This window comes from Paenibacillus sp. cl141a, from assembly GCF_900109305.1.
Classification (GTDB): Bacteria; Bacillota; Bacilli; order Paenibacillales; family Paenibacillaceae; genus Paenibacillus_AQ; species Paenibacillus_AQ lautus_A.
The window spans coordinates 782,564-808,576 of sequence record NZ_FNZO01000002.1 but is presented as its reverse complement, the minus strand read 5'-3'; the positions used below and the strand labels follow the sequence as shown (position 1 = coordinate 808,576).

Below are 26,013 nucleotides of genomic sequence, written 5' to 3'. Positions count from 1 at the left end.
CAGGAGCAGCCTCTTTTTTTTTTGCTATATATTGTTGCGATATTCCGAGGGGCTGTAGCCTACCTCTTTCCGAAACGTTTTCGAGAAATAGTTCGCCGATTCAAAACCGGTGGCATCCGCAATTTCCTTGATGCTTAGGGACGTCGTCCTCAGCATGAGCTTGGCCTGCTCCATCCGTTTGAGGCTTAAATATTTTTGCGGCGTGATTCCGAAATGTCGTTTGAAATACTTAATAAAATAATTCGGGTGCAAATGCAGCGTTCCCGCCATCTGCTCCAGCGTAATCTCCTCATGCAGATGATTTTTGATGTACTGCTGCACTTTGTGGAGCCTGCCCATATCCTCCATTTTGTCCGCATGAATCTGCGGCTGCTGGTGTTCGAACACGCGGGAGAGAATGTCCAGCATCACGGACTTTTCCCTCAATCGCGCGGCGAGGGTATCGGAACGATGCGCATCGACGAGCTGCTGGAATAATGCCGGCATCTCTTCGTTCTCCGACAAATCGTAGCAATGGGGCACGTTCAGCCAGGAAAACACATCGGAATCGCCCACGGTCGCCGAGAAGTGAGACCAGTATTTAAGATAGGGACGGCCGCTGATGACAGAGTAGGACTGCCGGGTCCGTGCCGGCATCAGAACCAATTGACCCGGTACGGGATACAGCTCCTCGTCGCCGATCTTCACCCACCCTTCCCCATCCAGGATAAAATAGAGCTTGTTGTACGACACGGTGTAGTCGAATTCCTTCCATTCCGGCCAGCACTGCGTTCTTTCGGCCTCCCAGATCTGGACCTGCATGTTCAGGAGCATCTGCTGAATGGCCTCATGTTCATTTCGTTCATTCTTCATCTTCAGTTATCCTCTAAAGTTATTATAATACCCGTCGGAGTTAAGTAATTATCTATTCATACTAACACATTCTTGTTAAAATCAAACTCGACAATTCCAAGAATCGGAGGTTTGAATCCATGACAACGACTACCACTCCAACCAATCAAGTCATCCATGATCGAAACCAGCGCGTGCAATGGTTCCAGAACGACCGTTTCGGCATGTTCATTCACTGGGGGCTTTACTCCATCCCGGCCCGAGGCGAATGGCTCCGAAGCACGGAACAAATGAGCATCGAGGACTATCAGGCCTATTTCGATGAATTTGATCCCGTTGACTATAATCCTCGGGAGTGGGCCAAAGCGGCCAAGAAAGCAGGCATGAAATATGCGGTGCTGACGGCCAAGCATCATGACGGATTCTGTTTGTTCGACAGCAAGCTGACGGAATATAAGTCGACGAATACCAAAGCCGGCCGGGATCTCGTACAAGAGTTTCTGGAAGCTTTCCGTGAAGAAGGCCTTAAAGTCGGCCTCTATTTCTCGCTGATCGACTGGTATCATGAGGACTACCCGGCTTATGGAGACCGGATCCATCCGATGCGGGCGAACGAAGCCTTCAAGCGCGATCCGAAAAACTTCGACCGATACCTGGATTACATGCATGGACAGGTGCGTGAGCTGCTCACAGGCTACGGCAAACTCGATATCATGTGGTTTGACTTCTCTTATGATAACATGCGCGGCGAGGTGTGGCGCGCCACCGAGCTGATGAAAATGATCCGCGAGCTTCAGCCGCACATTCTTATCGACAATCGGCTGGAGGGAAGCGGCGAGAGCGGCGGCAGCATCTATACCACCGATCCGTCCGTATACAGCGGCGACTTCGCGTCGCCGGAACAGATCATTCCGCCGCACGGGGTTGTGGACCAGACAGGTGCCCCGATTCCATGGGAAGCCTGTATTACGCTGAACAACAACTGGGGTTATGCCGCAGCTGACCGCAATTACAAATCGGCAACCACCATCATCCGCAAGCTGGTGGAATGCGTCAGCAAGAACGGCAACATGCTGTTGAACGTCGGTCCTGACGCGAAGGGCTCCATCCCGAAGGAGAGCCTCGACGTGCTGGAGGAGATCGGCGAATGGATGAGCAAGAACGGAGACAGCATCTATGGCTGCGCGGCTGCCGATTATCCGAAACCGGAGTGGGGGCGTTATACCCAAAAAGGCAATACGCTCTATGCCCACGTCTTTGAGGAGTCCATCGGACCGATCAATCTCATCGGCATGGCCGACAAGGTGAAGAAGGCCCGGCTGCTCGCGGACGGATACGAATTGTTCCTCAGCCGCCCATGGAGCGCGGCCGAATTCGTCGAAGACGCATTCGTCAACTTCGCGCGTCCTGAACACTTCACCTATCCGCTCCCCGACAAACGCAATACCGTCATTGAACTGGAGCTTTATGATGAATCAGATCGTTCGTAACGATAAGATCGCTTATACATGAACTAAGCTCTATAAGAGCCTGACGCGATGTTTTGCTACATCGCGTCAGGTTTTTTTATGTCCGGACGCCTACTCCTCCCAGATCATCACGCAGTTGTCAAACGCAAGAAAAAATCGTATTGCACAATAACTGTTTATTCAATATACTAATTATTAATTAAACTGTTTATATAATATACAATTAATTGAAGGAGATGTTCGGCTCATGAGTAACCATGCTGTTGAAATTCGTCAGCTTCGTAAAAGCTTTGGGCACCAGACCGTATTGGACGGGATCGACCTGAGCGTGCCGCAAGGAGACGTATTTGCTCTTCTCGGTCCTAATGGGGCCGGCAAAACGACCTTGATTCACATCCTGTCCACGTTGGTGACGCCCGATGCCGGGAGCGTGAGGATCAACGGGTTCGATCTCCGCGGTCACAAGCAGGATGTGCAGCGGTCCATCAGTCTGACGGGCCAGTTCGCGGCCGTTGACGAAGTGCTGACCGCCGAAGAAAACCTCAGGATGATATGCAGGCTGTCGGGTCTATCCGCAGCGGAAGCCGGGCGGAGAACCGCCGAGCTGTTGGAGCACTTCGATCTGGCGGCCGCGGCGGCCAAGTGCGTGAAGACGTATTCCGGCGGGATGAAGAGACGGCTTGATCTGGCGATCAGCCTTGCCGTGCCGCGGCCCGTGCTGTTCCTCGATGAACCGACCACAGGACTTGATACGCGCAGCCGCCGTGCGCTGTGGGATATCATCCTGCAATTGAAGAGCCAAGGCATTACCATCCTGCTGACCACGCAGTATTTGGAGGAAGCCGACCAGCTCGCGGACCGGATTGCGGTTCTGGATGGGGGACGAATCGTGGCTGAAGGTAGTCCGGCCGAGCTGAAGACCCGGGTCGGTGGTGAAATGCTGGAGCTTCGCGATGCGCGTGACGAAGTGATCCACAGGATTCCGACAAGCGGCAGCATCGGCGACGTCGCACATACGCTTCAGGATTTTATACGCTTGCTCCCGAATGAGACGCGCGTAAGTCTTCACAGACCCAATATGGATGATGTATTCCTGTCGCTTACCGACAAGAAAATGGAGGGAATTGTATGATAAGAGCAACGGCTGCGAAAACAAAAACAACGTCCCTAGCAGTTACCCAGTCTGTCTTTATCGGCCGCAGCCTGCGTCACAGCATCCGCAACGCGGAGGCGATGATAACGGCAATGGTGCTGCCGATCATGCTGATGCTGCTGTTCACCTATGTATTTGGCGGTGCCCTCGATCCCAGCGGACAGTATGTTAACTACGTGGTTCCGGGGATCATCCTGCTATGCGCCGGCTTCGGATCGTCCAGCACGGCCGTCGACGTCTCCCAGGATATGACCAATGGCATCATTGATCGCTTCCGCACGATGCCCATTCAAAGCTTGAGTGTCATCACGGGGCATGTGGTCGCCAGCCTTGCCCGGAACATGCTTGCGACAGGCGTTGTTATCGCAGTGGCTCTGCTCGTTGGATTCAGGCCATCAGCAGGGCTTATGGATTGGATACTCGCCATCGGTTTGATCGCGCTTTTCATCTTTGCCTTTACCTGGCTCTACGCCGCTATCGGTCTCGTTGCAGGCAGTCCGGCAGCGGCCAGCAGTTATGGATTCATCCTGCTCTTTCTCCCTTACCTCTCCAGTGCTTTCGTTCCCACCGAGACGATGCCGGCTTGGCTGCAAGGGATCGCAAGCAACCAGCCGATTACGCCGGTCATCGAATCCATTCGCGGATTACTGACGGGAGGCTCCATCCAGGATCAGATCGGCTGGGCGATCGGATGGTGCCTGTTCATCCTGATTGGCTCGATGGTATGGAGCATGTGGACGTTTAAGAGGAAAGCCGGGCGACGCTAAATACGGGTGGTTGCGTTACTAAGGGCGCACGAAGGATACTCCATCCGCTTCCGGAAGGCTGCCGTGTCCTTCCTATCTCATAGTCGGTCATTCCACCAGTACCCCCGTAACTAACGTTAATGAAAGTCTGGCCGGAACGATACCAACCAACCGGGCGCTGAACAAGTCGGGCTTGGGCCGACTCAATCAGCAAAAAAAACGATCCTCATGAGGATCGTTTTTTTTGCTCGGCTGTTGCTGCACTTTTTGGATCGACCAAGCCCCGTAACTTGACCGACATCATACCTTGTCCGATGGTCCCTGTTGTTTCTTGGCTTGAAAATATTGCTCGATGCCATCCAGAATGCGTTCTAACCCGAAATCAATGTCATTACCTATCGGACTCTCTTCCTCGCTGTCTTCCGTATAGACCCCCGACATCACTACCGGGTACAAGAACGGAAACCGATCCGGCTTCATAAGCTGTTTCAGCGCTTCCGTATAATCGAGTCCATTGAACTGTTCCGGGGTGGAGCCTGCCTGTATGGCGCGGTCCATATCCCGCTGCATCATGCCGCTTGATCTAGCGTAATTGCTTAACAAGAGAATCAAAGACATCCGCTCATAATCATTCAGCGGGAGATCCTTCATAAACCGCAGACCCCAATCGATAAATCGCAGATTGTTCGGCGTAATGGGAATACCCGTAATCGGAATGTCTCCGAACCAGGGGTGATCCCGGAATACCTGCATAGTCGATTTGACGTAGATCCGCATATTCTCGCGCCAGTCAGCAGAATCTTCGGGCGGAATGGGAATATCGCACGCGGCGTTCTGCATCAGCACCAAAAGGTCGTCCTTGCTGGATATGTACCGGTACAGGGACATGGCGGTAAAACCCAAAGTGGACGCAATTCGATTCATGGAGACAGCTGAAAGCCCTTCTTTATCGGCGATGTCGATGGCCGTCTCTACGATCTGCGAAAGGCTCATCTCCCGTTTCGGTCCACGCTGCGGCGGCTTTACCAATCCCCAGCTGAGAGCCGCCCCTCTGGGCAGCTTGGATCCAATATCCGGATCCATCGTCTCATCGTTAGACATGATCATGTTTCCTTTCTGCATCCTTGCATCTGATGTTTAATAATTGTTTATATTATAAACAGTATAACATATCTCATCATCCATAGGTATATAGGGCGAATCCGGGTCTTGGCAGAGAGCTGCCGGCTTTGCCGCCAATGTGCTCAATCATGCTAAAGATGAGTCAATATGTTGACCAGCTTGCCGAACGGATCGCGGACAAAAAAGCGCCGTACTCCCCAAGGCTCATGAACAGGCCCATATTCAATGCGAAAACCTCCCCGCCTCATGCCCTCCAGCACGGTCTCTATATCGTCCACTTCGATCGACAAATCCGGTACCGGCGTGCCGCCGCCCCCCTCGGAAGCAAAGCTGATCTGAACGCTCATTTTCTCCTGCGAGCCATACGTGGTGATCCAGCCGTGATCCATGATCATATCCAGTCCCAACACATCTTGATAAAACGTTTTGGCTGCAACGGCATCCATCGTATCGATATTCGCAACGATTCGTTTAACTCCCACCTTGTCCTCCTCCATTCATCATGCTAAAAATTCAAGGTATCTAACGCTATACGTGCCCTCACGCAACTGCACAACTAAGTATAACAAATCCTTCCAACAAAAAAAGCTGTTGAGATTGAACTCAACAGCTGATTCGTTAGCTCCCTGAAGCAGTTGGCCTAATGATGATTTCATTCACATCGACTTCCGGCGGCTGCTCGATGGCATACACAATCGCATGCGCAATCGATATCGCCGGGATCGATATTCTTCGATACTCCTTCATAACTTGTCTGGCCGTATCATCGGAGATGCCGCCGGCCAGCTCCGACTCCGTCACGCCCGGCGATATTTGCGCAACCCGGATACCGCTGCTGCCAACATCCTGGCGCAGGCCCTCCGAGATTGCACGAACCGCGTGCTTGGTAGCACAATAAACGGCCGCGGTAGGCGATACCTCATACGCACCGATGGAAGCGATATTGATAAATTGACCAAAGCCCTGCTTCTGCATCACCGGCAGCCCTGCCGCAATGCCATGCAGGACGCCGCGGACGTTCACGTCGATCATCCGGTTCCATTCGTCCACCTTCAAGGCTTCCAAGGGGGATAGCGGCATGATGCCTGCATTGTTGAGGAAGACGTCCACCCGCCCGAATCGGCTCACCGCAAAGCGATGAAGGATTCCATCTGATCGAGATGAACGACATTCAGCGACTGGTTAACGGCTGAGCCGCCTTCCCCATTCAATGCGGCAACCAGCTTCTCAAGCCTGTCCGTTCTTCTCGCCCCGAGCACCACATGTGCGCCACGCTGAGCCAGCAGCCGGGCCGCCGCTTCGCCGATCCCACTGCTCGCGCCTGTAATGGCCACGACTTTTCCTTTTATGCTTGACATACAACAACACCCCTCCCGTTCCTATTCTGTATTTCGAAATCAATTCCGCATTCTTGCCATGACATAACGTTAAATTTCCCGATACAATACCATTCCAGCATGATAGAGAACGCCGTCCCGAAAATCGCCGTCGGCCGTGAACCCGGTATCATCCACATATTCGATGTGATCGCCTTCTATGAAATAGCGGCCTTGATAGGCGCTTTGCCGCGGTCCTCTTGCTTCATCATAACGCCCGTTCGGGAGCAGCTCGTGGCGGATATATCCGTCCTTCGTAACCCACATGCCTGCATAGGGATGCTTCGCCCCATTCGCATCAAGAGCTGGACGCGGGATTTCAGGTCGGCTATGAGAGCCCCACCCAGTTCAACAGGGAGTATGCCCGCATGTTCGGATTGCCTCCGATCCGGGATATCAAACGTCTTCGGGACTCATTGGATTTCGGCACACACGGAACCTAAACCCGATCGGTAACGAACAGCGAAACGGAAGGCATTCGCCAGTTAAACCACAAAAAAACGGCATTTCTGCCGTTTTTTTGTGTCGGGCATCAAGCCGTCCTGCCTTTTTATTCGCATGCCTATCCTTTCGTTCCGCCCTGCAGCCCGAAGCCCTTGGACATGAACTGCTGGGACAGAATATACATGATGATCGCCGGGATGGCATACAGCACCGAGAAGGCCGCCAGGCTGCCGTAGTCGACCATGCCGTACTGCCCGAAGAACTGGTACAGCTTCAGGGAAGCCGGGAACTTCTCGGGCGATTGCAGCAGTATATACGGAACGAAGAAATTGCCCCAGCTGCCCGAGAACGTAAAGATTGCCACCGTGCATATCCCCGGAACCATCAGCGGCGCCACCACCTTGCGGATCCCCGTAAACACCGAGGCCCCGTCCACCCATGCGGCTTCCTCCAGATCGCTTGGCACGGAATCCATGAAATTCTTCATCATCCATATCCCGTATGGCATGGACGACGCTACATAGAACAAGATGACGCCAAAAATGTTGTCATACAGCTTTAACCCCAGGAACAGCTGGTAGACAGGGACCATAACGGCCGTAATCGGCAGCGAGGTCATGAACAGAATGGTGAGCATGAAGGGCTTCTTATATTTCATCTGATAACGGGATAACGGGTAAGCCGCTAGCAGCGCCAGCAGGACAACCAATACGGCTTGGCCAAGCGACATCACCAGGCCGATCAGATAAGCGCGCTGGTTCTCGCTGCTGGTAATCACCTCTACGTAATTAGCGCCGGTAATCTTGCTGGGCACTTTGAGGGATTGCATTGCATTCGGATCGACGGAAGCCACAAGCACCCAGAGCAGCGGCAGCACGAAGCAAATGCCGATCCCCGCAAGGATCGCATACGGCAGAATTCGATAGACTAATTTACGTTGTTTGGCATTCATATGATTTCACCCCTGGTTACTCTTTCATCGACCTGATATACAGGAGGCTTAACACAATCCCGATCAACAGCAGCAGCAGCGAAATAGCGGTTCCATAGCCTAATTGATAGTTCACAAACGCCTGATTGTACATAAAGATCGGCAGGGTCGTCGTGGAGTTGCCGGGACCGCCTCCGGTCATCGCATAGATGAGCCCGAACACCCCGAGCGTCTGCAAAGTAACCAGCATCATGTTCGTGGTAATGGTGCTTTTGATGTAAGGGATGATGATGCGCGTGAAGATTTTCCACTTGGAGGCTCCATCCACTACCGCCGCTTCCTCGATTTCGTTCGGCACGTCATCCAGCGCGGCTTGAAATACCAGCATCGAGAAGGCCGTGCCGTGCCAAATATTCGCAAGAATGATCGTCAGCATCGGGACGGTAAACAGCCAGGTCACTTCCGAAAATCCGAAAAAGGTGATAATCGCATTCAGCGTGCCTTCATCCCCGAAGAAGCTGTATAGACAAAGGGCGCACACGATCTCGGGCGTTACCCAGCCCGCAAGCACAATCGTTCCAATCATGCGTCGAAACGTCTTGTTCCTCTGCTTCATCAGCAGCGCAATCAGAAATCCCAGCACCTGCTGCCCGATCACCGCCGAACCGATAAGAAATACCAGCGTGTTCCAGATACTGATCCGAACCGTGGGATCCTGGAACATCCGGGTGTAGTTGTCAAGGCCGATAAACTTGAGCTCCCTCGCCGCTTCCCCGGTCAAGGCCAGATTGGTGAAGGAGTAGAAGAACGTTAACAGGATGGGATATATAAAAAACACGAGCATAATCGCGATTGAAGGCAGCAAAAAAAAGAGCCAGGTATACGTTTTTCTTCGTTTCGGGTAAACGCCCGCGGACAGACTGCTCATGTGTGGTTCTCCTTCCATACGGATGATCTGAAAAACCGCTTGCCCAAGTCTCCACGATGACGGGAGCGCTTGAGCAAGCCGGTTTTGCTTATAGCAGGTTATTTCTCCACGATATGATCCGCTCCAACAATGCGGGTAACATCCTGCGCGTATTTATTCATGGCATCCGCAGGCGATGTTCCGGTTGCTACGGATTCCACCATCGTCTGGATCTGCGTCGACACTTCCGGATACTTCTCCTGAGCCGGTCTAAACTCTGCGTTCTGCAGGTATTCGGTCGCGATTTCGTTAAACGGCATTTTCGTATATTCCGGATCCTTGGCAACATCGGCACGCACCGTAATATTGCCGGAGGACATGACGAGCTTCTGGGTATTTTCCTTGCCCAGCGCATACTTGATAAATTCCCATGCCTCGTCTTTGTTCTTGGAATTGCTTGGAATCGACAGCGCCCAGCCTCCGGCCAGCGTAATCGAGCCGGGCTCCTGTCCTTGGCTGGTCGGCATCGGCGCAAAGCCCAGCACGTCTTTGTATTCTGGCCATGGGGCCGCGCCTGTTTCCATATAGTTGCCCGTGATCCAGGAGCCGTCCAGCGAAATCGCCAGCTTGCCCTGCGGCAGGTATTCGCGGGAAGCCGTGTTGCCTGCCTGGCCGTTCAATACTTTGGAGAGCGGCGGTCCCAGCTTCTCTTTGTTGACCGTTTCCACAAAAGTCAGCGCGTCCAGAATGCCTTGGCTTTTCGTAATCCATTTGCCGCTGGCATCGTCAAACAGCCTTTCGCCCGTTCCGTAGAGCAGCATCTCGTAGGTTTGCATGGAGGTTGCTTCGCCTGTAGCCTTGCCCATGTTCATCCAGATCGGTACAACATCGGGCGCCTTCTCCTTGATCGTTCGCGCAGCGTTTAAGACCTCCTCCCAATTCTTAGGCTGCCAATCCTCCGGAAGACCCGCTTGTTTGAAAATATCCTTGTTATACCAAAGGCCTCTGGAATCCGTGTTGTACGGCACGCCGTATACCTTGCCATCGCTGGCGGTGACCCCCTTCTTCATCGCTTCGATGAAGGAGCCGTTGCCCCAGTCTTCCCATCCCGCCAATTTATCGTCGAGCGGCTCCAGATAGCCGGCGCTGGCATCCGAGTTCAAGATGAAGGTATCTTCCGTCACGATATCGGGCGCCGTATCTTTGGATTTCAGCGCCAGGGCCACCTTGGCAAAATAATCGCCTTCCGATGCCTGAATCGGTGTCGGCTTAATCTCTACGCTTTTGTCAGGGTAACTGGCCGACACTTCCTTAAGCCATTTATAGAACGCTCCGTTCTCGCCGATCCCGTCATCCCGAAACGTAACGGTAATGGTTTTCTTGGCTGTCTCTCCGTCCTTTCCCGGCTCCGGATCGCCGGTATCGGCCGGCGTTCCCTTGCCCCCCGTACAACCGAACAACAAAGAAACGCTTAATAAAGCCGTCGTTACTAGCCAAATCCCCCTCTTGCCTGACTTCATACGGATCCCTCCTTTTGGCTGAACACACAGAATATATGATCCAAATTTTGGATACGCTTACGAAAGCGTATATTCAACTCTATTTAGTAAATAGCGTAGATATGCTTATTACCATATATAGTAAAAACAAGTATACAGATCCCTCTATATCTTCATTCCTTCAATTTTAGGTCTTTACATTTGCCGAAAACGCTAATATATTTGTATGTACAAACAATTGTTTTGTTGGATACACATAGATCAAACGTCAGAACTACACATTAAACTGGAGGTAACCTACCCATGAGTGATCGCTTGATTTTTTTGCTGGCTCTATTTTCAGTGACAGGCTCGGGCCTTATAGCCGGCCTGTTCTTCGCCTTCTCATCCTTCATGATGACCGCTTTATCGCGGATTCCGAACGAACAGGGGATTAACGCCATGCAGTCCATCAATGCAACCATTCTCAACCCCACGTTTGGTGTACTGTTTACAGGTACCGCCCTAACCAGTATCGTTCTTGCGGTCCTATCCATCCTCCGCTGGGGAGAACCCGGATCCGTCTACTTGCTGGCTGCCGGTCTGCTGTATCTGACGGGATTCATCGTAACGCTGGCCTTCAATGTTCCCCTCAATGACGCGCTGGCTGCCGTTGATCCTGCGAGCAGCGCAGGAAGCGAGGTCTGGCATGCCTACCTAAGTAAATGGACGGCCTGGAACCATGTACGGACGGTCACCTCCATAGGGGCCATGATCCTGTTTGTTTTTGCCTTACGGCATATCCCTTAAGACTGGATTTACCTGAAGACTAGATTCAAAAGCCGCCGTTCAAACTTTCTAACACATAACCCATACCAACTCTACCGATTCTTCATTAGATATACTATCAATCTAGTAAAGGCGGTGGAGATTATGGGGATTTCCACGACAGGTCAGTGGAATCACACATGCCAACTTGACACTTCAGCCAAGCCGCGTCGCAACATCGGATGGATATCAAGCAATTGGAGCGGATACTCTATCACTGGAAAAAAAGGAGCTTTCAAACGGGTCTCCGCCAAATGGAATGTGCCGTTTGTTCGGCCAAGCCGCGGGGCGTCCTACTCCTCGGCCTGGATCGGCATTGACGGATTCAGCAACAGCAATTTGATACAAACCGGAACGGGTCATGATTGGATAGACGGCAAGGCTTATTATTATGCTTGGTGGGAGATTCTCCCCGCCTCGGTTACGATCATTCCGCTGCCCATTCAGCCGGGTGACCGCATGCATGCCAGCATCATCAAGCGCAGCGGGTCGAACTGGCTGATCTGCCTTCGCAACGTATCCCGGAACTGGACCTTTCGAACATTGCAGCGGTACGGCGGTCCGCAGACCTCGGCGGAATGGATCGTCGAAGCGCCGCAAATCAATGGGGCGCTTGCCAAGATGGCACGTTTGTCCCCCGTTGTCTTCTCCTGCTGCCGCGTCAATGGGAAACGTCCCAAACTCACGGCGGATGATGGGGGCATCATGCTTCAGAATTCAACCGTTACCTCCATTCCCTCCAATCCGAACCGGGCGGGAGACGGTTTCGTTGTCAAAGGCGTTCATCAATAAGGGGGCTGGCGCATGCAATGCCCATCATCCAACAACAGCCGCTGCATGCCGGAAAAGTCCGGCATGCAGCGGCTGCCCCTTTATCATATTCCGTGAACCGGTTTTCCCTTGAACAGCACGGCATGGCGGTTGGACCGCCTGGCAACGGCTTCTGCGGAGCAGCTGGCTTCCACAATCACCGCATCCGCCGAATCTCCGACGTTTGGCCATGCATAGCGGCCGTCCTGGTCTAGCGGCGTTACGCCTCCCGTAATAAACCCGAGGGCCTGTCCGAGCGAACGCTCATCGCTCATATGGAAGCGTTCGGCCAGCGTGCCCGCCTTGTCCAGGTTATCCCCTTTGCCAAACGGGGACCAATGGTCCATAATGCTGTCCTGCCCAAGCGAGATATTCACCCCGCGGCGGTGCAGCTGCGGGATCGGGATGGTTCGGCCAAGCGGTACGGAGGAGGTGATGGAAATGCCCAAGTCCGCTAACTGTATCGCCACTTCATCCACCTCGCTTGGTGAGACGTCCGCGAAAGCGAGGGCATGGCTGAGCGTGACTCTTCCGTTCCAACCCGCCTCTTCCGTAAGATCAGCTACCCCTTTAAAGGCATTCAGTCCGATCTGGGACGACTCATGCAGGTGCAGGTCAATGCCGGCGTTGGCTTCCACCGCCAGCTCCATCACGGTGTTCAGCGATTTCTCCATATCCTCGTCTACCGTCGTGGGATCCAGCCCGCCTACAAGCGCGGCTCCGTTCCGGAGCGCTTCCCTGACCAGGGATACGGACTGGCTGCGAAGCAAACCGTGCTGTGGAAAAGCAACGATCTCCACAAACGCTTTTTCCTTATATCCTTCAGCCGCCTGCAAGGTGGCTTCCAAATTTTTCAGACCGACGACTGGATCCACATTGCAGTGGGAGCGGACATGGGTAGAACCGTAACGCAGCAGCAGATCCAGCAGTCCCTCCGCTCGCTCCTTGGCGGTGGGAAGAAGCTCGGGAAGCAGCCTCTCTTCCTCCTCGATCCGGCTGAAGATTCCGTGAGCCGGACGAAGCGGTGCCTTCCATGGTCCTCCATAATAGGTTTTGTCCAGGTGGATATGCATATCTCTAAAAGAGGGCAGCATCAGATTCCCCTTCATATCCCATGTCGGCAGCAGCGTATCCGGCAAAGCCTCCGCGGGACGAATCTCAGAAAAAGCCCCATTCTCTATCTTCACATGAAAAAGTCCTGTTTCGGTTCCGGTCACGACGTCATCCTCGTAGCGGTAACCCGTTTCCAGTCGGACATGCAGCAGCCAGTATGGCGTGCTGTGTTCGTTCATATAACCTTCATCCCCTTCTCGCTTATATCTTCCCTCTTTTCGACATCCCTTAGTTTGCAGCCTCCATTAAGATGCGTTCGATTTCTTGATATCCTCGCTCCCGGGCGTGCTGCAGGGGGGTTACGCCGTTCCCGTCCGGAAGCTCAGGGTCTGCCCCATGATCCAGCAGCAGCTTCACGATTCGCTGATAGTTCTCGCTGCCGTCACCCAGAATGACAGCCTCCAGCAGCGCGGTCCAGTTCAAATTATTAATATGGTTCACATCGACGCTGGTCCGGGTCAGCAGCTCCTGCACAATCTCCACATGACCGCGGTCGGAGGCCGGAATGAGAGCCGTACCGCCAAAACGGTTCGTGAGCGTCACATCCGCATCGGCATCAATGGCCAGCCTCAGGATGTCCAGCATTCCTTCAGCACCGGCATACAAAAACACATTATTCAGTTGATGATCCCGAATATTGATATCGGCGCCAGCCTGAATCAAGGCGTCTACCGTATCGACATGATTGCGGTAGGTTGCCGCCATCACCGCCGTTCTTCCCTGTTCATCCGTCGCATCGATGTTAGCGCCGGATTGAAGAAGCTGTCGTACTTGCTCCGTATTCCCTTGCTCGGCGGATTCAATGAGTTGACGATCCATATTCTTCTTCACCTCGTGTTTCTCCGAATTTGGTTGACAGGCCGACAGGAAAAGGATCAATAGCATAGCTGTTATACGCAGCACCGATACTCCCCCTCTTTCTATCGTATATATGGGTATGCTACCATGAGACAGAACCATATGAAAAATACTTAAAAAATTGAATTTATGAAGGTTTTTCATATACAAGGAGGTTTGCATAAGCATATGGATATCAGGCAGCTCCGCTATTTTATTGCCATCGTGGAGGAAGGCACCATCTCGCTCGCCGCCAACCGGCTTCATATATCCCAGCCGCCGCTCAGTCAGCAGCTGAAAGCCATGGAGGAAGAACTCGGATCGGTCTTGGTATATCGAAGAGGGAAGCGGCTGGAAATCACCGAATCGGGGAAAGCGCTGTACAAATACGCGCTCCAAATGACCCAGCTCATGGAAGAGGCTAAAGCCGAAGTGAAAGAGGTCGGGAACGGAGATAAAGGAACGCTGAGCCTTGGTATCAATACCCTGTCTTCGGTAGAGCTGCCGTCATGGCTCCATGAGTTCAGGGCAAGATATCCCCAAGTCTCGTATAAAATTCAGCAAAACGAGTCGTATCAGCTCTGTGAGCTCGTGCGAAACCGGTCGCTCGAAGTAGCGATCGTTCGCCTGCCGCTTGAATTGGACGATTTCTCGATCCTTCATCTGCAGACGGAGCCTTTTTACATGCTAACCTCGGAGCCATCCATCGAACAGGAGACGACCCTCCCCCATATCGCGCAGCATCCGCTTATTCTGCCAAGCACGGAAGGGCTGGGCGTGTATTATACGATCCAGATGGCTTTCTCGGAGCAGAAGCTGCAGCCCAACATCGTAGCCGAATGCTCCGACATTTCGCTGCTGCTGCGCTTGGTCTCTTCGGGGTTCGGCGTGGCGATCGTTCCCGAGACCCTGATCAAACAGCAGCTGCCCGCAGCGGTGCATGCCTTCAAAATCAAGGACACCCCGGCTGCGGCCTCCTCGGCCTTAATCTGGCTGAAGGATCACCATGTCTCCAGAACGGCGCTGAACTTCATTGACCTGTTGGCTAGCACCTTATAGATTTGCGTACCTCATCGGAGGTTCAGAAGCAAAAAGAGGACTGAGCTAATGAAGCTCCGTCCTCCAATCGGGTGCCGTTTATTTCGTGCGATACAACGAGCCTGCGACCCCCTCCCGCTCCTGCTTCTGTCCTTGGGAGTGAAGATACAGCTCTTCGTAATACCCATGGGAATCCAGCAGTTCCTCATGGGTTCCTTGCTCCACGATTCGGCCTCTGCTCATGACCAAGATTCGGTCCGCCCCCATGATGGTGGATAAGCGGTGGGCAATGACAAGGGTCGTCCGCCCCTCGGCAACGAGCTGCAGCGCATTCTGGATGAGCTGCTCCGTGTGCGAATCCAGGTTGGCGGTCGCTTCGTCCAGAATGAGAATTTTGGGCTGGAACACGATGATTCGCGCGAAGGAGATCAGCTGCCGCTCGCCGGCGGACAAGCCGCTGCCCCGCTCCGACAGCCGGGTGTCATATCCCTCCTTCATCCTCCTGATGATTGAATCCGCGCCGATAAAGCGGCAAGCCTCGATCACCCGTTCCCTGGATATGTCCTCATCGAACAGCCGTACATTGTCCAGCACCGTTCCGGAGTAGAGATAGGGCTCCTGCTGCACAAGGCCCACGATCCGATGCAGATCGGACTGCGCCAGCTCCCGGATGTCGATCCCATCAATCCGAATGCTCCCTTCGTTCACGTCGTAGAAACGGCACAGCAGGCTAATGAGCGAGCTTTTTCCCGCGCCGGTGGTTCCGACGATCCCGATCATTTCCCCGGGTTTGATATGAAGATCCAAATCCCGAATGACCGGAGCCCCGCCTTCGTAACCGAACGTGACCCGGTCGAAGTCGACGCGGCCCTGAACCTTCGACTTCTCCAAGGCCTCCGGCATGCGTCGATCCGTAACCTCAGGCTGAATCGCGAGCAGGCTCCATATCCGGTTAATCGCCACCGTCGCCGATTGCAGCGTGTTCCACTGCTGAGTGATCGTATTGATCGGCTGGAAGAATAAACGGATATACGTAATAAAAGCATACAGCACGCCGAACTCCAGCGTCGTCCCCAGAACGGCTTGCCCGCCGAGCCACGTCACGAACGCAATCGCCAGGTTGTTCAATATCTCGTAGGAGCGGTTAAACAGCACATTGGTCCGGATCTCCCGGATGTTGGCTTTGAAATAAGAGTCATTCCGCTCCTCGAACTGCTTCTCCTGCTCCTTCTGCTGATGGAACACTTGGATCAGGTTCATGCCTGAGAGATTCTCCGCCACGAAAGCCACCAGCCGGGATAACCGCGTTCTCGCCATCTGATAGGTGTGGCGCATATACCGCCGGAACGCAATCGCGATCCCTGCAATGATCGGCAGCAGGATGAGGCAGTATAAGGTCAGCGTGACGTCCAGCTGGAACATCATCACAAGGATGAAGATCAGCGTGAAGCCGTCACGGAACAGGCTGAGCAGCACCTGGTTAAAAAACTGATTGATCGCTTCGGTATCGCTGGATACATGCGTAATCAAGCTTCCGCTCGGCACCTTGTCGAAATACGACATCGACAGCCTGGAGATATGGGCAAACAGCCGTTTGCGAATGCTCGCTACAATGCTCTGCCCCGCTTTTTGCAGCAAATTATTTTGCAGATAGGTAAACATCATGCTGAGCAGCGATAACGAAAAATAGATGCCGCAGATGATCATCAAGCTCCGGTAATCGTTCTTGCCGACCATCAGATTATCGTCGATCGCGATTTTCATCAGGTACGGCTGCAGCAGCTCTGCCGAGATGGCAATCAAGGTGCAGCCGATAAACCCGGCAAAGGTCAGCCGGTGTTCCTTCATATAGCCCGACAAAGCCCGGAACGTGGAAATATACTTTGGCTTGGACTGAGGGGCGTTCAAATCCGCCTTCTGATCCAGCTGCCAATTGTTAATGGCCTGTGCCATGAAACTTCATCCCCTCTTCCTGAATGTCATGCAGCGTCCGGTACAGTCCGTCCGTAGACAGCAGTTCTTCATGCGTACCCCGCTGGACAATCTCTCCCTGATCCAGGACGATGATCTCATCGGCATGCTTCAATGCACTTATCCGGTGGGCAATGATGATCGTGGTCTTCCCCTCCCGGATGTCGCGAATCGTCTCCATGATTTCCGTCTCCGTCACCGCATCGACGGCGCTTACGCTGTCATCCAGAATGAGGATGGGCGCATCCTTGATGATTCCCCGCGCCAGGCTTGTCCGCTGCCGCTGTCCGCCGGAAAGGGTAATGCCGCGCTCCCCTAAGCGGGTCTCGAACTTGTCCGGAAACTCCGCAATATTGTCATACACCCGTGCCTTTCGTGCCGCTTCCTCGACGACGGCCGGTTCTGTGTCCCTTCTATAGAAAGCAATATTCTCGCGGATGGTCGAGCTGAACAGGAAGCCGTCCTGGGGAACGTATGCGATTCCTTCGCGCAGGCTTTTTAATGTAAGCTTCCGAATGTCCTCGCCGCCGATCAGCACCTTCCCCGGAGGCGGGTCGTAGGTGCGCAGCAGCAGCTTCATCAGCGTGGTTTTGCCGCTTCCCGTACGGCCGATGATGCCCAGCGTCGCGCCGGGCGGAACGCTCAGCCGAATGCCGCGCAGCACCTGCCTGGAACCTCCCTCATGGCCGTCCAAAGCATCGTAGGAAAAAGATAAATCCCGCACCTCAATGCCTGGATACTCCAGATTCAGCTCCTTGGCGCCAGGCAGTTCCTTAATGTCGGCCTGCTTATCCAGCAGATCGTTCAAGCGGTCAAGCGAGGCCCTCGCTCTCTGGACGACATTAATGACATTCCCGATCTGCTGCAGCGGGTTCATCAGCATGCGAATGTAAAGCGTCAATGCGACAAAGTTACCGACCGAGATGCGTCCCATGATCGTTAAGTAACCGCCGAATGAAAGGGCGATAATAAGGGAGGATGCGCCAAGAAACGGAATGATCGATTGAAAGAGCGACGACACGCGCACCAGCCGCAGCTGCTTGTCCCGGATGCTGTCCACCGTCGTCCCGAAGCGCCGTTTCATCGTCTCTTCCACCGCAAACTTCTTCGTGACGCGGATCCCGCCAAACTGCTCCTCCGCCGACTCCGTCATCACGCCGAGCGCTTCCTGAACCTGAAGCGATCTTCTCCTGATGATCGGCCCGAGCCAGACGACGATGATCGGTATCAGCAGCAAAGGAACGATGCTTGCGGCCACCAGATACAGCGGAACATTCGTTATCAGCAGCATGGCAATCGTGGATACCAGCAGGATGGAGGCGTTTGCCGTCTGATTGATCCCCATCGAGATCGCTTCCCTTACCGTCGTCACGTCGTTCATGAAATAACTTAGCAGCTTGCCGACGCCGTTCTTGGAATAAAACCGCTCGCTGAGCCCCGTAAAATGGACAAACAGGCGGCGCCGGTTCATAAATTCGAAATAACGTCCCGTGTACATGACCAGAAACTGGCCGATCCCGCCGATGACGGCAAAACCGACGCCGATACCCAGCAGCGTCCAGCTGTACTGCACAACGCCGCTGACCGACAATAAACCATCCTTCAATTCATCCGTGAAATTGCCCAGCACCCTCGGGAAATTCACGTGGATGATATTGGCTGCTAAGTGACAGCAAATCGACAATACGTAAAATGGCCACGTCTTCCTGAAAAAGTCTCCAAGTATTCGATGAGAGTCCAATGTCCCATATCACTTCCTGTCCTGTTATTGGATGATTCAGTCCGTTACGTTCCCCCTTCCATACGTTTGCTGTGATGCTCCCATATTAATAGTTTCTAGATATAAAGGAGTCCTCCTTCCTAAACCGTCTGATGTTTTATTTAAATTTTGACATAACGTCGATCAAGGACATTTGAATCCAATAATCTAATGAAAAAGCCGCGCACATGGGCCGCGGCTCTGGATCACGATATATTCTGACGCATGGCACGGTCTTGATCCGGTTTACACCGAGCCGGCCAACCACGTCGCGGGCTCGCCGGAATAGGTCAGCAGCAGCTTATGCATGGCCCGGGTACAGGCAACATAGAGCAAGCTTCGATCCATCTCGGTACGATAGTTTACGGCGCCCGCAAAAGGAACGATAACCTGGTCGAATTCCAGCCCTTTGGCCATATGGGCGGAGGTAATCGTGATTCCCTCCTGAAAGCGGTCGCTATTAAAATCGAGCAGGCTCACGTTGTCCATTAACCCCCTGACCGACTCGTACACCTGCCGGGCTTGCGATGACGTTTTGCATATGATCCCCATCGTCTGCATCCCGGAATTCGGAAAGTTTCGGGTGAGCTCTTGAATGAACGCCAGCTCCTGCACCGCATCATGACACCGGATCAGCAGCGGTTCTTCACCATGCCGCTCCACGGGAACCATGGTGCTGCGCGGATGGATCCGCTTTGCAAGCTTCATGATTTCCAGCGTGGAACGATAGCTTTTTACCAGTTCGATCGTATCGGCTTGAGGAAACACGCGCTGGATATCGGGCAGCGAGGTTGAAGCATACACGTTGACCGATTGGTTGCTGTCGCCGAGAATCGTTTTTTTGCAAGCAAACCATTTGGAGATGACGGCATACTGAATCGGAGTATAATCCTGCATTTCATCGACCAGCAGATGCTTTACCATATCGTAGGGGGTACTCCCTTCCAGATGCATCTTGAGGTAAATCAGCGGAAAAACGTCAGCGTATTCGATCGTTCTCCTCCCCTTCATGATGAACATGTCCGGTTGGTTCCTGTACGAGAAGAATGCCTTGTATAGGCTTAACGCATTTGGATATTTGAACATTTTTCGGATCGCGGCTTTGACTTTATTGGCTTCCGCCGAAGTCAGCCTCTCGCCGTCCTCCGTACGGGCCTGCCCCGACAGGACCGAGGCGGTCTTCTCCAATCGCTGCCTGACCGGCAAACTCATGGTGCCCAGGTATTTATCCATGACCTCCGAGGCCGGTATGAGCACTCCCTTCATCTGAATATCCGTTGGCTGGAAAAACTGCTGATCACCATATTCCAGATAAGCATCCAGCTCATGCACAAAATCCAAACCGGCCTTGTACCGGATCCGTTCGATGGCCTGCTCGTCATGGGCGTGTACGATTTCGTCCACCTGTTCGGAGAAGGTCTGGAACTGGCATAATCCTCCCAGCTCTTTGGCAGCAAGCTCCTCCATCGTGACCTCCATGATTTTCTCTTCGCCAAGCTCCGGCAGCACGCTCGATATATAATCGGAGAACACTTTATGCGGGGATATGATGAGCACGTTGCTGGAAGTCAAGGTTTCCTTATGGCGATACAGGAGAAAGGCCACCCTGTGCAGGGCCACCGAGGTTTTGCCCGAGCCTGCCGCTCCCTGAATGATCAGCTCATGCGCGGTTTCGTTTCGGATGATGGCATTTTGCTCTTGCTGGATGGTAGCCACGATATTCTTCATCTTCTCGTCCGAGTTGCTGCTGAGCTCCTTCTGCAGCACATCGTCATGGATGTTCATGGAGCTCTCGATCATATATTCCATGTGGCCGTCTTTGATTTTGTACTGCCTTTTGACGGTAATTTCACCCTGCAGCCTCCCCATGGGCGCTTCATACGACGCAGGACCGGCATTGTAATCATAAAACAGGCTGGCAACCGGCGAGCGCCAATCATAGATGAGATGCTCCTGACTCTCCGGGTTCGTGAACGAATGGATGCCGATATAGTAGGCGCCCTCTTCTTCCTTCGGTTCGTTCGTACGGAAATCCACCCTCCCAAAAAAAGGCGAGGCAAGCAGCTTGCGCATCCTCTGCAGCCTGGCCGCCTGTTTCTCTCCGGTATCGATCGACAAAGAAATATCAACCCGGTTGGCCGCACGCTCCGCCGCATCCAATTGGGCCATGTTGACCCACAGGTATTTCTTGGCTTCAATGATATCCTTATACGAATCGGACACCTTCCCCTCTAATTCCTCCGATGCCCGTTGAAGCTCCTTTAATACCCATGCAAGATATTCCCGCTCTGCGTTTTCGTTTGGATTCAGCACTCCGATCTCCCCCTCTTTGCTTAAGAATAGCTCTAAGTATAGGGGTTTTCCGAAAAAAATATAGACTTATACTTTCCGTTGTAGTATTGTGTATTTATCGTGGGTCCAAAAACAGCGATACGATGGAAATTAACTGCAATGACGTACCATAGATAAAAACCAGGCTGCATGCTCATGCAGCCTGGTTTTTTTGTGCTTGTTACCGCTCGTTTTTCGTCTGGTACAGATAAAGCGTAAGCGGGGCAAATATCCCCATAAACAGCACGCAGACTCCGATTCCGGTCATGATCTCGGCCGTTCCTGCCGTACCGCTCATCAGCGCCCTGACGGTGGTAGCCGCCATACTGACGGGATTCAAATCGATAAGGGTCGCTGTCCATTTCGGCATCGTCGACGAATCCACCAGAATGCTGCTGGCGAACAACAGCGGATATATCGCGATCATGCTGGACCCCGACACCGTCTCCGGCCGCTTGGCCACGACGCCGACCAGCGCAAATATCCAGCTGACGCTGAAGGCAAACAACAGGATGAAGGCTAGGGCGCACAACACCTGAATGGCGCTGCCTTCCGGGCGGAAACCCAGCGCCACGCCCGTACCGAGGGCAGCAGTAACGCCGGTTGCATAACGCAGCCCATCCGTAAGGATGGAGCCAAGCACGGATGCAGGCTGCCAGAATGGCAGCGTTCGGAAACGATTGTACACCCCTTGGGTAATATCCGAGCATATCGTGGTTCCGCTGTACACGGTCATGGGAACGACCGTCAGGATCAGGATGCCGGGCAAGAGGAATTGAATATAAGCCCCGGTTGACCCGGCCATGGCACCGCCGAACAGGTAACTGAAGATGAGCAGCAGCAGAACCGGCGACAGAACCGCATCCATCACCAGACCAAACCCGTTATGCTTGGTATGCTGCCAGGTTCTCCACATAAAGATTCGGATCGACGTCAGGACAGAGGGAGGATCGATGGCCGCTCGCCGAACCGTCGGCAAGCCGTCCTTATTCGCTGTCATATGCTGGTTTGCACTCATGGAGCGCCTCCTTTCGACTTTGCGTCGGTCAGGGACAGAAAGACCTCATCCAGACTCGGCTCGCTTAAGGCAAAATAGTCAATGGCGAACCCGTTTTCCATCAGCATATGGATGGCCTGATGGGCAGCAAACGCATCCTTCACCGGGATCTTATGTACCAACGGATGATCGTCCTGCAATACGGTCAAGGCGTGCGCCTCGTATAACCACGTACCCAATTTATCCCGATCGGCCTGCTCGTTGAATTGGACGGTTAACGTCCTGTCGCCAATCGAAGCCTTCAATTGCCGGGGCGTCCCTTCGGCTATCAAGTTCCCTTTATCCATCACGGCAATCCGGTCCGCCAGTTGATCAGCTTCCTCCAAGTATTGGGTTGTGAGCAGCACCGTGGTCCCCCGTTTCAATAGTGACCTTACAACATCCCACACTTGAACACGGCTTTGCGGGTCCAGTCCCGTCGTCGGCTCATCCAGAAAAATAACATCGGGCTCGGTAACGATACTGGCGGCAATATCCAGCCGCCTCCGCATCCCGCCGGAGTAATGCTGCACCGCGCGATCCTTCGCTTCGCCGAGTCCGAAGGCTTCGATCAGCTCCTCGCTTACGGACCGGGCCGCTTTTGCCGAATGACCGTAAAGCCTGGAGATCAGCTTTAAATTCTGAAGACCGGAGAGTCCTTCATCCAGTGCCGCAAACTGGCCTGTCAGGCTAATCCTTCTCCGAACGTTTCGGGCATGGCCCACGATATCAAAACCGGCTACGCTGGCGCACCCGCCATCCGGCTTTATCAGGGTGGATAACATATGGATGGTGGTTGTTTTTCCGGCGCCGTTCGGACCTAACAAGGCAAAGAGCTCTCCTTGTTCGACTCGCAGATCGATTCCCCGAACGACCTCCGTTCCGTTATAGGATTTACGAAGCCCTTTCGTTTCAATGGCGTAAGACAAGTATCACATTCCCTTCTCTTCCTTTATCATCGCGGTCTCCATCATCTTAAGAAGGCCCGCTCTTAAAAATCGTCCAGATGATCACGGACCCAATCGGCAAGCGTTGCTGCCGGCAGCCCCGTGACCTCCTCCACCGTCGGCAGTACCTTAGAACCGATCTCGGGCGGATTTTTTCCCATTTGCACATAAAACTCAATCGACTCTTCGTCGTAGCCCTGCTCTCTCCATTGCTCTCTCGCCTGTTCCTCGGTCAGTTCAACAAAACGGATCTCCTTGCCTGTTACCTCGCTTATGATCCGAACCGCTTCCGTTCGCGAGAGGGCCTCCGGTCCCGTAAGGAAATATTCTTGGCCATGGTGACCTTCCTCCAGAAGTGCGGCAACGGCAACGCGAGCGATATCGGCTTCATGGATTCTCGCACTCAACGCATGGCCGAACGGCTCGCGGACAACGCCTTCGTCGCGGATCGATTCCTGCCAATCGACCAGAATATTCGCCATAAATTCACCAGGCTTGAGCAGGGTCCATTCCATTCCGCTGTTTCGCAGGGCCGCTTCGACTGGACCTTCTTCATATCCCACCAACACCGTTACCCGTTTTACGCCCGCCTTCTCGGCCAGTTCGATAATCCGCGGATCCGTCTGAAGGGTTCCGTAAGCCTCATCGCTGGAAATGATCAGATGCATCGCGGTTACGCCTTGCAGGGCGGGAATCAGACTATCCGGGTCATTGAGATTGCCAGCATACATCTGAACGCCCTCGGGCACTTTCGCCTGCTGCGGATGGCGTGAGATCCCTCTCACTTCGTTTCCTTGCAGCACAAGCTGCTGCACGATGTGTTTTCCAACGGTTCCGGTAGCGCCTGTTATTAAAATGGTCAAATGGAAATCCTCCTTGTGCGTTAATTAAAGGTACGCGTATATTTGTTGCGTCATGGTTCGTAACGTTTACGTATGTCCTCCAGCTCTCTCAGCAGATCTTCCTTAAGTTCCGGCGGCGAGAGGATCTCCACCTTGGCACCGTAGCTTAGGATCACCGAGTTAGCATAAGCTTTGGTATAGAAGATGGTTTGGACATCCAAATATCCCTCGCTGGAGGCGCATGCATCGGGAAACTGCTCGATCACCCGCGGACCGGCGGACGGATCGAAACGAAGATGCGCCTCAATTCCCTGCACTTCCTCTTGCTCCTCCCGCTCCAGGCCCTCTCTTCGGAGGAACGTGTTCTCGGATATTTCAAGACCGGATATGCGAGATACCCTGAAAATTCGCTTCGCCTGCTGGAACAAGCAGTAAGCCTCCAAATACCAGACGCCTTGTTCCCAGTACAGCTGCAGCGGCTCCACTTGCCGCTCTGAGCGGCTGCCGGATGCGCTGGTATAATGAAGGGTTATCAGGTTTGAGCCTTCAATAGCTTTCAACATTTGCCGGACCCATGTCCGCTCATGTTCCGACGTGCTCATCTCGACTATGATTTGTTCATGACATCCTCCGTTCAACAGGGCAGGCTGCAGGGTTCCGAGCTTATTCATGATCGCTGTATATCTCCCTTTCACAGTCCCTTCGATGCCCTTTAAGAGATTATAGATAGCCAAAAAGTCATCCACGGAGAAGTGCTGCCTCGTCAGGTAGAACCCGCTCATCAGTTCAAACCCGCCATCCGCACCGGGATAGGAAGCGATTGGAATGCCGGCCTGATTGATGAGGTCCACATCGCGGTAAATCGTGCGAACCGAAACCTCGTACCTAGCAGCCAGCGCTGTGGCGGTCACTCTTCTTTTGGTCAACAATTCCATCGTAATGCCAAGCAGCCGGTCCAGCTTCATCGTTTACACTCCTTGCGTTTTCGTCCTTTTTGACTTCTGAATCGAATGTTAAACCATAAATCCTGACATCTAGCATGTCAGGATTAAATTACGTTCCCGTTGAAATAGGGATTATTTTTATGAAAAGCAGTAGATGAGGCGGGACAACAAAAAAAGCTCCGTATCACGGAGCTTCCTGCATAGATTATATCATATTCAGACGGTCTCACTGCTGCTGAAGCCATCGGATGGCAGCAAACTTTTCCCGCTGCTATAGCGAACCGCAACATGTTGCGGTTTTACGCTTTCCACTCGACCCATTGGCCATCCTGCGGAATTTCGATTCGCGAGCCAAGGCCTTCAGCTGCCAGACGACCGGACAGCGCTTCTCTTGTCACTAGGCAGTGGTTGATGGCTTCCATATGGACCGCAACGGCCTTCGTATATGGAGCATACCGCAGCAGTTCGATCACATCGTCCTCATCCATGATGATCGGGTCCCCCGCGAGAAACCGGGCTCCGCCGGCATTGACAACCGTCATATCGGGCTTATGTGCATCGAGCGCTTCTTCCACTTCATCGCACCAGATGGTATCGCCCGCTATATAAAGCGTCGGGTGTCCTTCTGCTTTCAGAATAAAGCCGGATACCTGCCCCATCATCTGGCCGATCTCACCGGTTCCATGCCGGCCGCCGGTTCGGATGATCGAGATTCCTTCATATTCCAAGGATTCCGATACTGCCGTCACGGACGCAAAACCCTGTGATGATAAGGTATCCTCATCTCCCGGTTGGCACAGGATCGGCGTTGACTTCGGCAGTGCGTCGATCGCGTCTTGATCCCAGTGATCCGGGTGCAGGTGCGTGACCAGCACCGCGTTCGGACGGAGCTTGTCAGCCATGGAGAACGGCAGCGGGACAAGCGGATTCCGTCTGTCATTCGCGGAGTTGAAGACGGGCGGGTTCGCCTTGGCATCGCTAAACATCGGATCGACCAGCAGTTCAAGATGGGCGTACTGTATTCTTAACGTAGCATTACGTATAAGCTGAAGTTTCACTTTCATTTCCCCTTTGTTTCAATTAATATGGTTCTTAAACCC

The 26,013-nt window shown here is 53.3% G+C and carries 23 protein-coding genes and 2 pseudogenes; 7 read left to right on the top strand and 18 right to left on the bottom strand.

Annotation, left to right across the window (positions count from 1 at the left end; translation table 11 throughout):
- Positions 1-24: 24 nt before the first annotated feature.
- Positions 25-852, bottom strand: coding sequence for an AraC family transcriptional regulator (locus BMX45_RS08830; RefSeq protein WP_090909342.1), 828 nt, complete (start codon positions 850-852; stop codon positions 25-27).
- Positions 853-971: 119 nt separating this feature from the next.
- Here BMX45_RS08830 and BMX45_RS08825 point away from each other — a divergent pair, with 119 nt between their 5' ends.
- From BMX45_RS08825 to BMX45_RS08815, 3 genes are all read left to right on the top strand, one after another.
- Complete coding sequence (locus BMX45_RS08825; protein ID WP_090909341.1) at positions 972-2,321, top strand: alpha-L-fucosidase; 1,350 nt, start codon at positions 972-974, stop codon at positions 2,319-2,321.
- 226 nt (positions 2,322-2,547) lie between these two features.
- Positions 2,548-3,432 (top strand): ATP-binding cassette domain-containing protein, encoded by an 885-nt coding sequence (locus BMX45_RS08820; RefSeq protein WP_090909340.1) that lies wholly within the window; start codon positions 2,548-2,550, stop codon positions 3,430-3,432.
- Positions 3,429-4,220, top strand: coding sequence for an ABC transporter permease (locus BMX45_RS08815; RefSeq protein ID WP_015736796.1), 792 nt, complete (start codon positions 3,429-3,431; stop codon positions 4,218-4,220). Before BMX45_RS08820 ends, BMX45_RS08815 begins: the two co-directional genes overlap by 4 nt.
- Before the next feature lie 279 nt (positions 4,221-4,499).
- On the opposite strand, the gene BMX45_RS08810 is transcribed toward BMX45_RS08815, so the two are convergent.
- The 4 genes and pseudogenes from BMX45_RS08810 to BMX45_RS08795 form a co-directional block, all read right to left on the bottom strand.
- Complete coding sequence (locus tag BMX45_RS08810) at positions 4,500-5,300, bottom strand: TetR/AcrR family transcriptional regulator (protein WP_090909546.1); 801 nt, start codon at positions 5,298-5,300, stop codon at positions 4,500-4,502.
- A gap of 152 nt (positions 5,301-5,452) precedes the next feature.
- The gene (locus BMX45_RS08805; protein ID WP_090909339.1) at positions 5,453-5,803 is read right to left on the bottom strand and encodes a VOC family protein; all 351 of its coding nucleotides are present in this window, start codon (positions 5,801-5,803) and stop codon (positions 5,453-5,455) included.
- A 136-nt stretch (positions 5,804-5,939) separates the two neighbouring features.
- Positions 5,940-6,679: pseudogene (locus BMX45_RS08800) on the bottom strand (SDR family oxidoreductase).
- 69 nt (positions 6,680-6,748) lie between these two features.
- Positions 6,749-7,015 (bottom strand): Atu4866 domain-containing protein, encoded by a 267-nt coding sequence (locus BMX45_RS08795; protein WP_302847882.1) that lies wholly within the window; start codon positions 7,013-7,015, stop codon positions 6,749-6,751.
- Here BMX45_RS08795 and BMX45_RS31735 point away from each other — a divergent pair.
- Positions 7,006-7,140: pseudogene (locus tag BMX45_RS31735) on the top strand (AraC family transcriptional regulator); the annotation flags it as partial. The gene BMX45_RS08795 and the pseudogene BMX45_RS31735 sit on opposite strands and share 10 nt — an antisense overlap.
- A gap of 119 nt (positions 7,141-7,259) precedes the next feature.
- On the opposite strand, the gene BMX45_RS08790 reads toward BMX45_RS31735, so the two are convergent.
- From BMX45_RS08790 to BMX45_RS08780, 3 genes are all read right to left on the bottom strand, one after another.
- Positions 7,260-8,093 carry a carbohydrate ABC transporter permease gene (locus BMX45_RS08790; RefSeq protein WP_009591022.1) on the bottom strand — a complete coding sequence of 278 codons (834 nt, stop codon included), beginning with the start codon at positions 8,091-8,093 and terminating at the stop codon, positions 7,260-7,262.
- Positions 8,094-8,109: 16 nt separating this feature from the next.
- Positions 8,110-9,000 (bottom strand): carbohydrate ABC transporter permease, encoded by an 891-nt coding sequence (locus tag BMX45_RS08785; RefSeq protein ID WP_090909337.1) that lies wholly within the window; start codon positions 8,998-9,000, stop codon positions 8,110-8,112.
- Between the two features lie 98 nt (positions 9,001-9,098).
- Positions 9,099-10,499 (bottom strand): ABC transporter substrate-binding protein, encoded by a 1,401-nt coding sequence (locus BMX45_RS08780; protein ID WP_090909336.1) that lies wholly within the window; start codon positions 10,497-10,499, stop codon positions 9,099-9,101.
- A gap of 282 nt (positions 10,500-10,781) precedes the next feature.
- On the opposite strand from BMX45_RS08780, the gene BMX45_RS08775 reads away from it, so the two are divergent.
- Together BMX45_RS08775 and BMX45_RS08770 are read left to right on the top strand one after the other, a co-directional pair.
- Positions 10,782-11,267, top strand: a complete 486-nt coding sequence (locus BMX45_RS08775; protein ID WP_090909335.1) for an anthrone oxygenase family protein — start codon at positions 10,782-10,784, stop codon at positions 11,265-11,267.
- A gap of 123 nt (positions 11,268-11,390) precedes the next feature.
- Positions 11,391-12,077 carry a G1 family glutamic endopeptidase gene (locus BMX45_RS08770; protein WP_090909334.1) on the top strand — a complete coding sequence of 229 codons (687 nt, stop codon included), beginning with the start codon at positions 11,391-11,393 and terminating at the stop codon, positions 12,075-12,077.
- 83 nt (positions 12,078-12,160) lie between these two features.
- Here the strand turns inward: BMX45_RS08770 and BMX45_RS08765 are convergent, their stop codons facing one another.
- Complete coding sequence (locus tag BMX45_RS08765) at positions 12,161-13,387, bottom strand: amidohydrolase (RefSeq protein ID WP_090909333.1); 1,227 nt, start codon at positions 13,385-13,387, stop codon at positions 12,161-12,163.
- A 49-nt stretch (positions 13,388-13,436) separates the two neighbouring features.
- Positions 13,437-14,093, bottom strand: coding sequence for an ankyrin repeat domain-containing protein (locus BMX45_RS08760; protein WP_139212447.1), 657 nt, complete (start codon positions 14,091-14,093; stop codon positions 13,437-13,439).
- 141 nt (positions 14,094-14,234) lie between these two features.
- Between BMX45_RS08760 and BMX45_RS08755 the strand changes: the two genes are divergently transcribed.
- The gene (locus BMX45_RS08755; protein WP_090909331.1) at positions 14,235-15,104 is read left to right on the top strand and encodes a LysR family transcriptional regulator; all 870 of its coding nucleotides are present in this window, start codon (positions 14,235-14,237) and stop codon (positions 15,102-15,104) included.
- A 78-nt stretch (positions 15,105-15,182) separates the two neighbouring features.
- Here the strand turns inward: BMX45_RS08755 and BMX45_RS08750 are convergent, their stop codons facing one another.
- The 8 genes from BMX45_RS08750 to BMX45_RS08715 all read right to left on the bottom strand — a co-directional run bounded on the left by BMX45_RS08750 (position 15,183) and on the right by BMX45_RS08715 (position 25,971).
- Positions 15,183-17,036 (bottom strand): ABC transporter ATP-binding protein, encoded by a 1,854-nt coding sequence (locus BMX45_RS08750; RefSeq protein ID WP_090909330.1) that lies wholly within the window; start codon positions 17,034-17,036, stop codon positions 15,183-15,185.
- Complete coding sequence (locus tag BMX45_RS08745; RefSeq protein ID WP_090909329.1) at positions 17,020-18,795, bottom strand: ABC transporter ATP-binding protein; 1,776 nt, start codon at positions 18,793-18,795, stop codon at positions 17,020-17,022. Before BMX45_RS08745 ends, BMX45_RS08750 begins: the two co-directional genes overlap by 17 nt.
- Positions 18,796-19,059: 264 nt before the next feature.
- Positions 19,060-21,126 (bottom strand): HelD family protein, encoded by a 2,067-nt coding sequence (locus tag BMX45_RS08740; protein WP_090909328.1) that lies wholly within the window; start codon positions 21,124-21,126, stop codon positions 19,060-19,062.
- 199 nt (positions 21,127-21,325) lie between these two features.
- Positions 21,326-22,162 carry an ABC transporter permease gene (locus BMX45_RS08735; RefSeq protein WP_090909327.1) on the bottom strand — a complete coding sequence of 279 codons (837 nt, stop codon included), beginning with the start codon at positions 22,160-22,162 and terminating at the stop codon, positions 21,326-21,328.
- Positions 22,159-23,109 (bottom strand): ATP-binding cassette domain-containing protein, encoded by a 951-nt coding sequence (locus BMX45_RS08730; protein WP_090909326.1) that lies wholly within the window; start codon positions 23,107-23,109, stop codon positions 22,159-22,161. Before BMX45_RS08730 ends, BMX45_RS08735 begins: the two co-directional genes overlap by 4 nt.
- 62 nt (positions 23,110-23,171) lie before the next feature.
- A complete protein-coding gene (locus BMX45_RS08725; protein ID WP_090909325.1) occupies positions 23,172-23,990 on the bottom strand; it encodes an NAD(P)H-binding protein in 819 nt (272 codons plus the stop codon).
- 50 nt (positions 23,991-24,040) lie between these two features.
- Complete coding sequence (locus BMX45_RS08720; RefSeq protein WP_090909324.1) at positions 24,041-24,934, bottom strand: helix-turn-helix transcriptional regulator; 894 nt, start codon at positions 24,932-24,934, stop codon at positions 24,041-24,043.
- Positions 24,935-25,212: 278 nt separating this feature from the next.
- The gene (locus BMX45_RS08715; RefSeq protein ID WP_090909323.1) at positions 25,213-25,971 is read right to left on the bottom strand and encodes an MBL fold metallo-hydrolase; all 759 of its coding nucleotides are present in this window, start codon (positions 25,969-25,971) and stop codon (positions 25,213-25,215) included.
- Between the last annotated feature and the right edge of the window lie 42 nt (positions 25,972-26,013).